Source organism: Microbulbifer sp. S227A, from assembly GCF_049800935.1.
Map to the genome: position 1 here is coordinate 956,690 of NZ_JBNAFZ010000001.1, position 13,337 is coordinate 970,026.

Annotated in this window: 15 protein-coding genes; 12 read left to right on the forward strand and 3 right to left on the reverse strand. The window is 64.1% G+C overall.

The features are described 5' to 3' along the window. Positions 1 to 12: 12 nt before the first annotated feature. Both urtB and urtA read right to left on the reverse strand, forming a co-directional pair. On the reverse strand, positions 13 to 1,986 hold the full coding sequence (gene urtB, locus ACP15R_RS04545) for an urea ABC transporter permease subunit UrtB (protein WP_424985189.1): 1,974 nt from the start codon (positions 1,984 to 1,986) through the stop codon (positions 13 to 15). 57 nt (positions 1,987 to 2,043) lie between these two features. Continuing rightward, entirely contained in the window at positions 2,044 to 3,321 is a 1,278-nt protein-coding gene (urtA, locus tag ACP15R_RS04550) for an urea ABC transporter substrate-binding protein (RefSeq protein WP_424985190.1), read from the reverse strand. 492 nt (positions 3,322 to 3,813) lie between these two features. On the opposite strand from urtA, the gene ACP15R_RS04555 reads away from it, so the two are divergent. The 11 genes from ACP15R_RS04555 (at position 3,814) to ureG (ending at position 10,752) form a co-directional block, all read left to right on the forward strand. Further along, positions 3,814 to 4,554, forward strand: a complete 741-nt coding sequence (locus ACP15R_RS04555; RefSeq protein ID WP_424985191.1) for an urease accessory protein UreD — start codon at positions 3,814 to 3,816, stop codon at positions 4,552 to 4,554. Position 4,555: 1 nt separating this feature from the next. Continuing rightward, positions 4,556 to 4,858, forward strand: coding sequence for an urease subunit gamma (locus ACP15R_RS04560; protein WP_424985192.1), 303 nt, complete (start codon positions 4,556 to 4,558; stop codon positions 4,856 to 4,858). 21 nt (positions 4,859 to 4,879) lie between these two features. After that, positions 4,880 to 5,050, forward strand: coding sequence for a hypothetical protein (locus ACP15R_RS04565; RefSeq protein ID WP_424985193.1), 171 nt, complete (start codon positions 4,880 to 4,882; stop codon positions 5,048 to 5,050). Further along, positions 5,047 to 5,355, forward strand: a complete 309-nt coding sequence (locus tag ACP15R_RS04570; RefSeq protein ID WP_424985194.1) for an urease subunit beta — start codon at positions 5,047 to 5,049, stop codon at positions 5,353 to 5,355. Before ACP15R_RS04565 ends, ACP15R_RS04570 begins: the two co-directional genes overlap by 4 nt. A gap of 72 nt (positions 5,356 to 5,427) precedes the next feature. Beyond that, positions 5,428 to 6,246, forward strand: coding sequence for a cyclase family protein (locus ACP15R_RS04575; protein ID WP_424985196.1), 819 nt, complete (start codon positions 5,428 to 5,430; stop codon positions 6,244 to 6,246). A 315-nt stretch (positions 6,247 to 6,561) separates the two neighbouring features. Next, positions 6,562 to 8,271, forward strand: a complete 1,710-nt coding sequence (gene ureC, locus ACP15R_RS04580; protein ID WP_424985197.1) for an urease subunit alpha — start codon at positions 6,562 to 6,564, stop codon at positions 8,269 to 8,271. Positions 8,272 to 8,402: 131 nt separating this feature from the next. Further along, on the forward strand, positions 8,403 to 8,615 hold the full coding sequence (locus tag ACP15R_RS04585; protein ID WP_424985198.1) for a hypothetical protein: 213 nt from the start codon (positions 8,403 to 8,405) through the stop codon (positions 8,613 to 8,615). 165 nt (positions 8,616 to 8,780) lie between these two features. After that, positions 8,781 to 9,005, forward strand: coding sequence for a hypothetical protein (locus ACP15R_RS04590; protein ID WP_424985199.1), 225 nt, complete (start codon positions 8,781 to 8,783; stop codon positions 9,003 to 9,005). Between the two features lie 19 nt (positions 9,006 to 9,024). Next, positions 9,025 to 9,480, forward strand: a complete 456-nt coding sequence (locus ACP15R_RS04595) for an urease accessory protein UreE (protein ID WP_424985200.1) — start codon at positions 9,025 to 9,027, stop codon at positions 9,478 to 9,480. Further along, positions 9,452 to 10,120, forward strand: coding sequence for an urease accessory protein UreF (locus tag ACP15R_RS04600; protein ID WP_424985201.1), 669 nt, complete (start codon positions 9,452 to 9,454; stop codon positions 10,118 to 10,120). The genes ACP15R_RS04595 and ACP15R_RS04600 overlap by 29 nt, the downstream gene beginning before the upstream one ends. After that, positions 10,117 to 10,752 (forward strand): urease accessory protein UreG, encoded by a 636-nt coding sequence (ureG, locus tag ACP15R_RS04605; RefSeq protein ID WP_424985202.1) that lies wholly within the window; start codon positions 10,117 to 10,119, stop codon positions 10,750 to 10,752. Before ACP15R_RS04600 ends, ureG begins: the two co-directional genes overlap by 4 nt. Here ureG and ACP15R_RS04610 read toward each other — a convergent pair. Further along, on the reverse strand, positions 10,749 to 11,372 hold the full coding sequence (locus tag ACP15R_RS04610) for a dimethylsulfonioproprionate lyase family protein (RefSeq protein ID WP_424985203.1): 624 nt from the start codon (positions 11,370 to 11,372) through the stop codon (positions 10,749 to 10,751). The two genes, ureG and ACP15R_RS04610, sit on opposite strands and share 4 nt — an antisense overlap. 169 nt (positions 11,373 to 11,541) lie before the next feature. Between ACP15R_RS04610 and ACP15R_RS04615 the strand changes: the two genes are divergently transcribed. Then, positions 11,542 to 13,044 (forward strand): caspase family protein, encoded by a 1,503-nt coding sequence (locus ACP15R_RS04615; RefSeq protein WP_424985204.1) that lies wholly within the window; start codon positions 11,542 to 11,544, stop codon positions 13,042 to 13,044. The last annotated feature ends 293 nt before the right edge of the window (positions 13,045 to 13,337 follow it).

Genomic DNA, 13,337 nt, shown 5'->3' on the forward strand with positions numbered 1-13,337 from the left:
AGCTGCATTGGCTCAGTCTCCCGCGGCGCGGCCGCGCAGGGCGATGATGCCCCGGGGCCGGAACTGAATGAAGATGATGATGAAAACGATCATGTAGGTCTGGGCGGCCAGCGTGTTGGACGGGTTCAGCCATTCGATGCCCTTTTGCAGCGAGCCGATCATGGTCGCCCCCAGCAAGGTGCCCCAGATATTGCCGACACCGCCGACAACCACGGTCATGAAGCTTTGCACGATATAGTCGCTGCCCAGTTCGGAGGTGACCTTGGCGTAGAGCCCGATGGCCACGCCCGCGACGCCGGCGATGCCCGAGCCGAGGCCGAAGCTGAGCATGTTCACGCGGTCGGGATTGATGCCCATGCTGGCGGCCATGCGCGGGTTCTGGGTGACGGCGCGGGTTTCCAGCCCGAGGCGGGTGTGGCGCATGATGAAGAGGAACAGGGCGAGGAACAGCAGCGCCAGCACGAAGATCGCGATGCGGATATAGCTGATCGAGACCACGTCGTTCAGTACCCACGCCCCGTCGAGCCAGCCGGGCGAAGTCAGCGGGCGGGCCTGGGTGCCAAAGATGTTCTTGGCGATCTGTTGCAGGGCGATGGAGATGCCAAAGGTGGCGAGCAGGGTTTCTAGGGGGCGGTGATAGAGGTGGCGGATGACCAGCCGTTCCATCGCCACGCCGGCGGCAAAGGTGACCGCAAAGGCCAGGGGCAGCGCAACGAGGATCGAGACCGTGTAGTCGGGGATCACCTGTTGCACGACATACCCGGTATAGGCACCCATCATGATGAATTCGCCATGCGCCATGTTGATCACGCCCATCACGCCGAAGGTGATGGCCAGACCGATGGCGGCCAGGAAATAGATCGATGCCAGCGACAGGGCATCAAGCCCGAGATCGAGCGCCTGGTTGACCTGAACGCGGGTTTCGATCGAGGTGAGCGCCGCGCCCGCCGCATCGGTGATGGCCGCGGAAGGTTCGTCATAGACATCGAAAAAGACCTGGGACGCGATCAGGGCATCCCGTTCCGCGGCGTCGAGCCGGGGCGCCACGGCACCGGCCCGGGCAAGCGCGTCATAGGCGCGGGCGCGGGCCTCGGGGTCGGACAGGTTGGCCAGCGGCACGCCGCCGACGCGGCCCTGGGCTATGTTGGCGGCCAGCGCTCCGCGTATTTGCGCGGCAGAGACCGGGGGCGGCGCAAGATCGGCGGCGACCAGCATGTCGTAAGCCTCGCGCTTGCTCAGGTCTGTGCCGGGGACAAGCACGCGGGCGATGTTCTGGTCCTGCGGCAGGGTTTGTGCAAAGCCGCGCCGCGTCGTCAGAAGCGGGTTCAGCGTGGCGCGCAGCTCGACCGACAGGTCGCCGGACAGATCCCGGATGGCGGCGATGCGGGTGGCTTCGTCCTGGCCATAGCCGATGGTCAGCAGCGTGGCGAGCCAATCCTTGCGTGCCCTGATATCGGGGTCGGGTTCCGCATCGAGCGACGCCCGCAAAGGGGCCAGCAAGGAGGCCTCGGGGGCGCGGGCCAGGGCATCGAGCGCCTGCATGCGGATCGCCGGGTCGGGGTTGTTCAACTGGAACTGCACGAGGGCGGTGGCGATCAGACCCTGCACCCCGCTATTGGGTTTGACCTGCCTCAGCTCTGCCTTGGGGACCTGTCCGATAGGCGCGCCGGTGTCAAAATCGGTCAGCTCGAACACGCGCTTTTCGACTTCTTCCCCGGCAAAGAACAGGCCATCCGCCTTGCGTTGCCAGATGTCGCGCGCCTGCCACGTGGCCAGAACGGTTTCGATTTCGGGCAGCCCGCTGGCAATCAGCGCATCGATGACGGGCTGGATCGTTTTGCGGGAACTTCTGGCGATCAGGGCAGCATGTTCCTGAAGCAGGGCCTGTACCGGGCCGGTGGCCGGCTCGGCCGTGGCGGGTTCCTGCGCGGCGGTTGCCGAGCCGAGCAGGATCAGCCCGATAAGGGCGACATATATTTTGCGCATGGGGAATTGCCTTGCTCGAGAGGGGGATCGCCCCCTCTCGCAGGTTTCGTTACCGGATCAGTAGTTGGACAGCGTTTGCACGCAGGTCTCGGTCTCGGTGTTGTACATGCCGCAGTTCAGCGCCTGCCAATCGGATTTGAGCACGGCGGATTCCGGCAGGAAATCGGTCCAGGCATCGCCGGGGACCTCAGCGGTCTGGCTGATGATGTCGAACTGGCCGTCCTCCTGGATTTCACCGATCAGCACCGGTTTGGTCAGGTGATGGTTGACCAGCATCTCGGCGGTGCCGCCGGTCAGGTTCGGAACCTGGATGCCATACATCGCCTCGCGCACCGCATCGACATCGGTGCTGCCCGCGGCCTCGACCGCCTTGACATACATGTTGAAGCCGATGACATGCGCCTCCATCGGGTCGTTGGTCACGCGGTCTTCGCCGGCAAAGGCCTTCCACTTGGCGATGAACTCGTCGTTCAGTTCGCTGTCCGCCGACTGGAAATAATTCCACGCGGCGAGATGACCCACCAGGTTCGTGGTATCCAGACCCGAGAGTTCTTCTTCGCCAACCGAGAACGCAACCACGGGGATATCGTCGGCCGAAACACCGGCGGCGGCCAGCTCCTTGTAAAAGCCGATATTGGCATCGCCGTTGATGGTGCTGATCACGCCGACCTTCTTGCCATCCGCGCCCAGGGCCACGACATCGGCGACGATCTTGGACCAGTCCGAGTGACCGAACGGGGTGTAATTCACAAAGATGTCCGCCTCGGCGACGCCCTTGTCCTTGAGATAGCTTTCAAGGATGTTGTTGGTCGTGCGCGGATAGACATAGTCGGTGCCCAGCAGCGCGAATTTCTCGACCCCCAGCTCATCCAGGAAATAGTCGGTTGCGGGAATGGCCTGCTGGTTGGGCGCGGCACCGGTGTAGAACACGTTTTTGGAGCTTTCCTCGCCCTCGTACTGTACCGGATAGAACATCAGGCCGTTCAGCTCTTCGAGCACTGGCAGCGCCGATTTGCGGCTGACCGAGGTCCAGCTGCCAAAGATCACGTCAACCTCTTCCACGCTCAGGAGTTCGCGCGCCTTTTCGGCAAACAGCGGCCAGTCCGACGCCGGATCGACAACCACGGCCTCGATCGGCCGGCCAAGAATGCCGCCCGCCTTGTTCTGCTCTTCGATGAGCATCAGCATGGTGTCCTTGAGCGTGGTCTCCGAGATCGCCATCGTCCCGGACAGCGAATGCAGAACGCCAACCTTGATCGGGTCTTGGGCGAGCGCCGGCGCAGACAAGGCCCCCAGAGCAAATGTCGCGGCCAGAGCGGTAGATTTATAGTTCATGGATCCCTCCATGCAGGGCAGCTGGCGGCACTCCTTGAACAGCAGCCAAGGGACACCTAATATTGGCCCTGCAACATTAGTGTTGCACATGTGTGGCGGCCGATTGATTTCCACGTCGCTGGCCGTCACACTCCTGGCCCCGGACACGCCGGTCCTCTTGGGCCTGGATGCCAGCATCAATCCAACCCGTCCCCCCGGACGCAAGGTTTGGCCGGGTATCGCCCTCGCGGCGCAGCGTGAATGCCCAATATTTCACCTACACGGCACACTTCGCACAAAAATTGCGCATACATGGCGATGTGACTCGCTCGAAATGGTGAAATTCGCTGACTCGGCCCGTGAAATGCCTGCAAATCGTTCACAACGCCCCCGGCGTGCCGCGTTTTTCAGGAGTTTGCGATCAACACCGCCACTCACATACCGGTCCCATCGACCCAACCGCGTGCGATCGGCGCCGCACGGCTGTGCATTGCACGCCGGGGCGAGGCCAGCGTGCTGCGGGATCTGCACCAGCAGGGATCGCTCAAGCTGCTGTTTCCGCGCGTGCATGGGGCTCTGGGCAAGACCGCTGTCCTCCTGAACACCGCCGGGGGCGTGACCGGCGGCGACCGGTTCGATGTGGCCGCGCGGGTAGAGACCGGCGCGCATCTGGTCTTGACCACGCAGGCGGCGGAACGCGCCTATCGCGCGCAACCCGGCGAAACCGGCCGCATCGACACCCGCCTCACGATCGAGGCGAACGCGCGGTGTGACTGGCTGCCTCAGGAAACCATCCTGTATGACGGGGCCGCGCTGAGGCGGCGGCTGACGGTCGATATCGCCGGCACCGCCCGCGCGCTGATGGTGGAACCGGTGATCTTTGGCCGCGCGGCGATGGGCGAACACCTGCATGACCTGCGCTTTGCCGACCGGATCGACGTGGTTCGCGATGGCGCGACGCTGTTTTCCGACAGAACGGCGCTGAACGGTGACGCATGGGCACTGATGCGGCGGCGCGCGACCGGTGGCGGCTGTGGCGCGATGGCGAGCGTGGTGCTCGTCGCCGCCGATGCCGAACGCCACCTTGCAGGCGCGCGTGACCTGATGCCCGGCACCGGCGGGGTCAGCCTCGTGCGGGACGGGCTTCTGTATGCGCGGTTGCTGGCACAGGACGGGTTTGACCTGCGCCGCACCCTGATCCCGCTCTTGCGCCATCTCGGCGTGACCGACCTTCCCCGAACATGGATACTCTGACATGCAACTGACACCCCGCGAAAAAGACAAGCTGCTGGTGGCGATGGCCGCCGAAGTCGCGCGCAAACGGCTGGCGCGCGGGGTTCGGCTGAACCATCCCGAAGCCATTGCCCTGATCACCGACGCGGTGGTCGAGGGCGCGCGCGACGGGCGCAGCGTGGCCGAGATGATGCAGGCCGGCGCGCAGGTCATAACACGCGATCAATGCATGCCCGGCGTGCCCGAAATGATCCACGAAGTGCAGGTCGAAGCGACCTTTCCCGATGGCACCAAGCTGGTGACCGTCCATGACCCGATCCGCTGATCCCAGAAACCGGAGTATACCATGACCCCCCTTCCCCTTGTTCTGCTGAGCTTGCTCGCCGGTCCCGCGCTGGCCCATTCCTCGCCCGAACTGCATGTGCATGAGACCGACTACATGTCGCTGGTGCTGGGCCTGAGCCTGATTGTCACGGCGCTTGGCGCTGCGGTGGCGATCCGGGCGCGCAGGAAATGATCCCCGGCGAGATCCTGACCGCAGAGGGCGAGCTGACCCTGAATGCCGATCGCGCTGCCGTCTCCCTGATGGTGGCCAATACCGGCGACCGCCCGGTTCAGGTTGGGTCCCACTACCATTTCGCCGAGGCCAACGCCGCGCTGGAATTCGACCGGGCGGCGGCACGCGGCCAGCGGCTCGACATCGCCGCCGGCACGGCGGTGCGGTTTGAACCCGGCCAACGGCGCGAGGTCTCGTTGATCCCGCTGGCCGGGAACCGGGTGGTGTTCGGCTTCAACCAGGCGGTGATGGGAAAACTGGACTGATCCCGCGATGGCGGTGTTAGATCGAGATGGCGGCAATCGCCAGAACAGCCAACCATCTCAGGGAGACGACCAATGTGTGATATTTGCGTAATGAACGCGGTCAAGGACCGGATGTTGTCACGCCGAGCCTTGTTCAAGGCGGGCGCGGCGGCCACGGCAACGGCGGCGCTGGCGGGCACGGGTGCGGCACCGGCAATGGCAGCGGGGCATGGCGGCGTCGTCGACATGACCCACACCTATGATCACGACTTTCCCACCTATTTCGGCGCGCCGGGCTTTACCGCCGAACAAATGTTCAAATTCGACAAGGACGGCTTTAACCTGTTCCAGCTGGCGATCAACGAACACACCGGCACCCATGTGGATGCGCCGCTGCACTTTTCCGCGGACGGGCAGTCGGTCGATGAAATCCCGGTGGGCAACCTTGTCTGTCCGCTGGCGGTGATCGACATCGCCGCACGCGCGGCGCAGGACGCGGATGCGCAGGTCACCCCGGACGATGTCAAGGCATGGACCGCCACCAATGGCCCGATCCCGGACGGGGCCTGTGTCGCGATGCACTCGGGCTGGGCCGGCAAGACCGGCGGCGACGGCTTCCGCAATGCCGATGGCGATGGGGTCATGCATTTCCCGGGGTTTCACGTGGAAACGGCGGCGATGCTGATCGAGGAAACCGGCGCGGTCGCGATGGCGGTGGACACGCTGTCGCTGGACCATGGCCCCTCGGCCGATTTCGCCACGCATTACGCCTGGCTGCCCAGCAATCGCTATGGCATCGAATGCCTTGCGGGGCTTGATCAGGTGCCCGCATCCGGGGCCACGCTGGTGGTCGGCGCCCCCAAACACCGGGGCGGCAGCGGCGGCCCGGCCCGCGTCATGGCCCTGGTCTGATGGGCGCGCCGCGGCATAGATCAGGCGCCGGCGTGCGCCCTGCATCGCGCAACGCGGCGCATCCGGCGTGACCGCACGCGCCTGCATATCATCAAGGGCAGCTCCCGGCCGCGGGTGGGGGCAAAGCCCCCGCCCAGGGGGGCGGTCGGGGGCTGCCCGGCGCTACCGCCGCGCGTGCCTACTGATCAAGGAGCCGACTGGCAAACCGCTTTCGAAACAGCCAAATCAAAACCAGCCGCGCAATCTCTGCGCGGTCGACACTGGGCTTCATCCCAAACCGGCCATCCCAATAACAAACCAGCGAGGCTCTGCATCATGCCCACCCAAATCGCCCGCGCCGATTATGCCGCCATGTTCGGCCCCACCACCGGGGACCGGGTCCGGCTCGCCGATACCGACCTGATCATCGAGGTCGAACGCGACCTCACTACCTATGGTGAAGAGGTCAAGTTCGGCGGCGGCAAGGTGATCCGCGACGGCATGGGCCAATCCCAGGCCACGCGGGCCGATGGCGCGGTCGATACGGTCATCACCAACGCGCTGATCGTGGATCATTCGGGCATCTACAAGGCGGATGTCGGCCTGCGTGACGGGCGCATCCACAAGATCGGCAAGGCCGGCAACCCCGACACACAACCGGGCGTCGATATCGTGATCGGCCCCGGCACCGAGGCAATTGCCGGCGAGGGGCGCATCCTGACCGCGGGCGGGTTTGACAGCCATATCCATTTCATCTGTCCACAACAGATCGAAGACGCGCTGCATTCCGGCGTCACCACCATGCTGGGCGGCGGCACCGGCCCGGCGCATGGCACGCTGGCCACCACCTGCACGCCGGGGCCCTGGCATATCGGGCGGATGTTGCAGGCGCTGGATGCCTTTCCGATGAATTTCGGCCTGTCCTGCAAGGGCAATGCCAGCCAGCCCGCCGCGCTGGTTGAAATGGTCCGGGCCGGGGCCTGTGCGATGAAGCTGCACGAAGACTGGGGTACCACGCCGGGCGCGATCGATTGCTGCCTGTCCGTCGCCGACGACATGGATGTGCAGGTGATGATCCACACCGACACGCTGAACGAAAGCGGATTTGTGGAAAACACCGTGGCCGCGATGAAAGGCCGGACCATCCACGCCTTTCACACCGAGGGCGCGGGGGGTGGCCACGCCCCCGACATCATCAAGATCTGCGGCGAGCAACATGTGCTGCCCTCATCGACCAACCCGACGCGGCCTTTCACGGTCAACACGGTCGAGGAACATCTCGACATGCTGATGGTCTGTCACCACCTGGACAAGTCGATCCCCGAAGACGTGGCCTTTGCCGAAAGCCGCATCCGCCGCGAGACCATCGCCGCCGAGGATATCCTGCATGACATGGGCGCGTTTTCGATCATCGCGTCCGACAGCCAGGCCATGGGCCGGGTTGGCGAGGTTCTGATCCGCACCTGGCAAACCGCCGACAAGATGAAGAAACAACGCGGCGCATTGCCCGAGGAGACCGGCGACAACGACAACATGCGCGTGCGCCGCTATATTGCCAAATACACCATCAACCCGGCCATCGCCCACGGCATGAGCCACGAGATCGGCAGCATCCAGGAAGGCAAACGCGCCGATCTGGTACTGTGGAACCCGGCGTTTTTCGGGGTGAAACCGGAAATGGTACTGCTGGGCGGCACCATCGCCTGTGCCCAAATGGGAGACCCCAACGCCTCGATCCCGACACCGCAGCCGGTCTATTCCCGCCCGATGTTCGCATCCTATGGGCGGGCGGTCGAACGCTCGGCCCTATTGTTCGTGTCCCAGGCGGCGCAGGCGGACGGGATCGGTGCCGCGCTAGGGCTCGCCAAGGATACCGCCGCGATCCGCAATACCCGCAATATCGGCAAGGCGGACCTGTGCCTGAACGACGCGACTCCGGTGATCGAGGTCAATCCCGAAACCTACGAAGTGCGCGCAGATGGCGAGTTGCTGACCTGCCAACCGGCAGAGGTCTTGCCCATGGCGCAACGATATTTCCTTTTTTGAAGAAAGGGTTACGTCACAAATGCTGCATATGCATAGCGACCATTCCACATCGGCAATGGTGCCCCGGGAGACCAAATGCTATCTCTGCTCACAAGGGAGGAAACCTGAAACAACTTTGATCGAGGTTTCCAATGACAACACTCTCCATCACCGGCCACGGCCCTTCGCGCCTGAGCAGCTTTTTCGCCGCGGTAAAGCGGGGTTTCATTACCTATGCGGAAAGCCGTTCGCGCATGGATCAGATCAATCGCCTGAACGCCAAGTCCGACGCGGAACTGGCGGCAATGGGCATCACGCGCGAGGATATCGTGCGCTATGTCTTTCGCGACTACATGCACGTCTGAGTCGGGTTTGCGGCCTGAAGGGCCGCGCACAACCGGCATCCGCCAGCGGCTCAGCCATTCGCGGAACGCACGGCGGCTATGCCGAAACATACCTAGTACATGTCTCGCCCGCGCCCTACCTGTGTCGCATCAAAAGAGACCACAACACGACCGGAATAAAGTCCAATGTCACACTACACAGCAGACCACCAGGCCTTTGCCCCCTCGGGCAACCTGATCAGCCGCTTCTTTTCGACGATCGGCAACGCGCTGGTCATCATGAGCACGTCGAATGCACGCATTCGCCAGGTCGAGGCGCTGCAACGGCTGAGCGACGAAGAACTCGAAGAGCGCGGCCTCAAGCGCACCGATATCGCGCGTCACGTCTTCCACGACGTCTTCTGGGCCTGACGCCCATCGGGGGGCAGTCATGACCGCCCCCCCGATTTCTGCCCGCGCCTATAGCGACCATTGCCACAGCACCGTCCCTTTCGGCACCGTGCATCTGGACTATGACGCGCGCTTTCTCCGCCGCAAGGTGCTGCAACTCGATGACGGACGGCCCCTGTTGGTCGACCTGCCCAAGACCACGTCGCTGGGACACGGGTTTGCGCTGTTGCTTGAAACCGGGGAAGAAGTTCACGTCTTTGCCGCGCCCGAGCCGCTGCTCGAAGTGACCGGCGACAACCTGGCGCGCATTGCCTGGCATATCGGCAACCGGCATACGCCTTGCCAGATCGAGGGCGACCGCCTGCTGATCCAGCGCGATCACGTCATTCGCGACATGCTGGCCAAGATCGGCGCGGCAACCCGCGAAATCACCGAACCCTTTACCCCGGAAGGCGGCGCATACGGGCATGGCCGCACCCATTCCCATGCCCACTGATACCGCCGCGCTACTGACGCTGGCGCAATGGCTGTCGCCCGCCTATCCGGTGGGGGCATTCAGCTATTCGCACGGGCTGGAATGGGCGGTCGAATGCGGCGATGTCGTCGATGCGGCGGGTTTTGGCGCATGGCTCGGCGATATTCTGGAGCACGGCTCGGGGCGGTCGGATGCCATACTACTGACCGCCGCCTATCGCGCGACGCGTGCCGATGCGCTGGCCGAGATCGACGCCACGGCGCGCGCGCTTGCGCCCTCTCGCGAGCGGTTGATGGAAACCGCCCTGCAAGGCAGAGCCTTTGCCACGCTGACCTCCGATATCTGGCCCGCGCCTTTGGGCGACCTGTGCTATCCCGTTGCGGTTGGGGCGGCTGCGCGAATGCTCGGGCTGCCGCTGGCCGGGACGCTGGCAATGTATCTGCACGCCTTTGCCGGCAACCTGACCTCGGCCGCCATCCGGCTGGTCCCGCTGGGACAGACCGAGGGGCAAGCGGCGCTGGCCGCCGCCGCCGCCCTGTGCCAGAGGCTTGTGCACGAGGCACAATCGCTCACGCCTGATGATATCGGCACCTGCTGCTTTGCCGCGGACATCGCGTCGATGAAACACGAAACCCAATATTCGAGGCTCTTTCGCTCATGACTTCTCCCAATGGTCCCCTTCGGGTCGGCATCGGCGGTCCCGTCGGCGCGGGCAAGACCACCCTGACCGCCGCCCTGTGCCGTGCCCTGCGCGACGATTTTTCCGTCGCGGCGATCACCAATGACATTTACACGCAGGAAGACGCCGAGGCGCTGATGCGGATGCAGGCGCTGCCGCTGGAGCGGATCAAGGGCGTGGAAACCGGCGGCTGTCCACATACGGCAATCCGCGAGGATGCGTCGATCAACCTGGCGGCGGTGGCGGAACTGACCGAACGCATTCCCGACCTGGAAATCGTGCTGATCGAATCCGGTGGCGACAACCTTTCCGCCACGTTCAGCCCGGAACTGGCCGACATCACGCTTTACGTGATCGATGTCGCCGCGGGCGAGGAAATCCCGCGCAAGGGTGGACCGGCGATCACCAAGTCGGACCTGCTGATCATCAACAAGACCGACCTCGCGCCGCATGTGGGCGCGTCGCTTGAGGTCATGGACCGCGACGCCCGCCGCATGCGCGGGGCCCGTCCCTTTGTCTTTGCCGGGATCAAGGCGGGCAAGGGCGTGGACGAAGTGGTTGGCCATATCCTGACCCTTGGCGGGCTGACCCGCCCCTTGCGCGAAACGGCCTAGGGCAATTCGCCCAGGCCAGACAGGTTCGCGGGCTCTCCCCCGGTCAGGACCGGCGGCACATGCAGGTCCGAGCGCCAGAGCACATAGGCCATCACCGGTTGATCGAGGGTTCGCATCGCGTGCGGCTGGTTTGCGGCGTGAAACGCACTGTCCCCTGACGCCAGCAGCGCGCCCGGCGCGCCCGCGCGATAGAATTCAGCCTGACCGGACAGCACCAGATAGAGCTCTTCCGCCGGATGCTGATGCCAGGGGTAATACAGCCCGGGCGGCATATAGACCACATAGCTGGCCATCTGCGCGCTGCGCCAGCCGCCGCCCTCGCCAATCAGGCAATAACATCCGAATCGCGCCAGGAAATCCTCGCCGATATCCGTGTCGCGATAGGTGTCCCGCCAACTCGCGCAATCCGCCGCCGCGAGAAAGTCGTCGCGCAACCCGGCCAGCGACGGCTCGGCAATGCCGGGCCGCGCCGCCATCAGGTCCGCCGCGCCGCTGCGATGCGGCGTGATCGCTATTGGTGCGAGATCGGCGGGAAACGGACAGAACTCCCGCAGCGCCGCATGGGCGGCATGGGCTTTGCGGGCCTCGTCCAGAAGCCTGTCAAAGGCCGGTATGGTCATCGCTGCACTCCGTTTGCAAATGCCACAGACTGAACAGCACGCGGCCCACCTGTCTGTGTCGTTCACGACACCGCAAGGTCGGCAAAGGTCACGAATATCTGACCTGTAATTCCAGTCTGTTTGCGCTAGAGTGCCGCCTGCGGGTGCAAGAACCACAACAGGAAACGGAATGGGTTTCGCGATCAGATTTGTCGCAGTCTTCATGCTTTGCACGATGACCGGCGCCGCATGGGCGGCCACCGAACGGGTGGCGCTGGTGCTTGGGCTGGGCGCGTATCAGACCATCGAACCCCTGGACAACACCCGCCGCGATGCCCGCGCCATTGCCCGCACGCTCGAGGGTATCGGCTTTGACGTGACCCTGTCGCTGGATGCGACCGGTGCGGAATTGCACCAGCTGATGGATGATTTCGCCTTTCGCTCCGAAACCGCCGATCTCGCCCTGATCTATTTCGCGGGTCACGGGGTCGAGGTGCAGGGCGAGAATTTCCTGATTCCGGTCGATGCGGAAATCCGCTCGAATCTCGATGTGCAGCGGCAGTCGATCTCGCTCAAGCAGATGCTTGCCTCGGTGGAGAACGCCCGCAAGATGCGGATCGTGATCCTCGACAGCTGCCGCGACAACCCGCTAGGTGACGCCATCGACCTGGCCGCGACAACGCCCGAGCCGTCTCAGAGCACCGACCAGGCCACCCGTGGCGGTGGCGGCCTCGCCCCGGCCCGCCCGGATCGCGGCACGCTGGTTGCTTTTGCCGCGCGCGATGGTCAGGTGGCGCTGGACGGGACCGGCGAAAACAGCCCCTATGCCAAGGCGCTGATCTCAAAGATGGCGGAACCCGGGCTGGAAATCAGCCTGATGTTCCGGCAGGTCCGCGACATGGTTCTGCACGAGACCAACAACCTGCAAGAGCCGCATACCTATGGCTCGCTGACCGGTATTCCGTTTTACCTGGCCGGTGCCGCCGCCGGACAGATCGACATTTCGGGCATTGCCGGCCAGGCCGCCTGGGCCGCGATCAAACCCGATCAGGAGGACCAGCTTCTGGCGCTTGCCAAGCTGGGCGATACGCGGTCGATGCTGGGGCTGGCGTATATGCGGCTGAACCCCAACGAAGGGCGCTTTGACCCGGAACAGGCGGTTGCCTTTCTTGAACGGGCCTCGGCCGCCGGTTCCGCAGAGGCCCAGTTCGAGCTTGCCAAGATCTATGAGCGCGGCACCGGGGTGCCGGTTGACCAGGCCCGCGCACTTGAACTGTACCAGCAATCCGCCGCGCAGGACTACGCCGACGCGATCAACGATCTGGGGTTCATGCATTACCAGGGCGGGCTGGGCCTGCCTGCCAATCCGCAAAAGGCGCTGGAATTCTTTGAACGTGCCGCCGATCTGCGACATCCGCAGGCGCTGTTCAACTTTGCGGCCCTGATCGATGACGGGCTGATCGAAACCAAGGGGCCGGCAGATGCCGCCGACTACCTTTATGCCGCCCTGCGCTCAGGGAGCGCCGACGTGCTCGACCTGCTGACGACCCGCCCCAACATGTTCAGCCCGCAAACCCGCCGCGCGTTGCAATCCCGGCTGCGGGACGTGGATTTCTATGCCGGTGCCATCGATGGCCAATTCGGCCCCGGCACGCAAAAGGCCATCCGCCTCGCCTACGGGCTCACCGACTAGCACCCGCCCCCAACCTGCTCCGCATAGTCCGGACGTGGTCACGAATACCATGCCTTCGCAAAAGTCGGGTTGTGTGCTATGGTAAATTCACAACTGAAGGGACTGAGGCGGACCGGTATCTATTCTCCGGTTCGAGGGCTAAAATCGAAGACTGCGGTGCTGTTGCCCGCTGGCTGCGTGCCGATCTTCGAAAAATCAATTTAATGGCTATGCGTCGGGATGGGCAGTCATGCTGTCTTTCCCGAACCGAGTTTTCTATGGCCGAGCAACTGTTTCCTTGCGCATCCGCGCGG

Coding starts and splice junctions, on each gene's coding strand:
- ACP15R_RS04585 (WP_424985198.1), top strand. CDS start 8,403: ATGACAACACTCTCCATCACCGGCCACGGCCCTTCGCGCCTGAGCAGC.
- ACP15R_RS04610 (WP_424985203.1), bottom strand. CDS start 11,372: ATGACCATACCGGCCTTTGACAGGCTTCTGGACGAGGCCCGCAAAGCC.
- urtB (WP_424985189.1), bottom strand. CDS start 1,986: ATGCGCAAAATATATGTCGCCCTTATCGGGCTGATCCTGCTCGGCTCG.
- ACP15R_RS04560 (WP_424985192.1), top strand. CDS start 4,556: ATGCAACTGACACCCCGCGAAAAAGACAAGCTGCTGGTGGCGATGGCC.
- ACP15R_RS04565 (WP_424985193.1), top strand. CDS start 4,880: ATGACCCCCCTTCCCCTTGTTCTGCTGAGCTTGCTCGCCGGTCCCGCG.
- ACP15R_RS04575 (WP_424985196.1), top strand. CDS start 5,428: ATGTGTGATATTTGCGTAATGAACGCGGTCAAGGACCGGATGTTGTCA.
- ACP15R_RS04570 (WP_424985194.1), top strand. CDS start 5,047: ATGATCCCCGGCGAGATCCTGACCGCAGAGGGCGAGCTGACCCTGAAT.
- ACP15R_RS04590 (WP_424985199.1), top strand. CDS start 8,781: ATGTCACACTACACAGCAGACCACCAGGCCTTTGCCCCCTCGGGCAAC.
- ACP15R_RS04600 (WP_424985201.1), top strand. CDS start 9,452: ATGGCCGCACCCATTCCCATGCCCACTGATACCGCCGCGCTACTGACG.
- ACP15R_RS04595 (WP_424985200.1), top strand. CDS start 9,025: ATGACCGCCCCCCCGATTTCTGCCCGCGCCTATAGCGACCATTGCCAC.
- urtA (WP_424985190.1), bottom strand. CDS start 3,321: ATGAACTATAAATCTACCGCTCTGGCCGCGACATTTGCTCTGGGGGCC.
- ACP15R_RS04615 (WP_424985204.1), top strand. CDS start 11,542: ATGGGTTTCGCGATCAGATTTGTCGCAGTCTTCATGCTTTGCACGATG.
- ureG (WP_424985202.1), top strand. CDS start 10,117: ATGACTTCTCCCAATGGTCCCCTTCGGGTCGGCATCGGCGGTCCCGTC.
- ureC (WP_424985197.1), top strand. CDS start 6,562: ATGCCCACCCAAATCGCCCGCGCCGATTATGCCGCCATGTTCGGCCCC.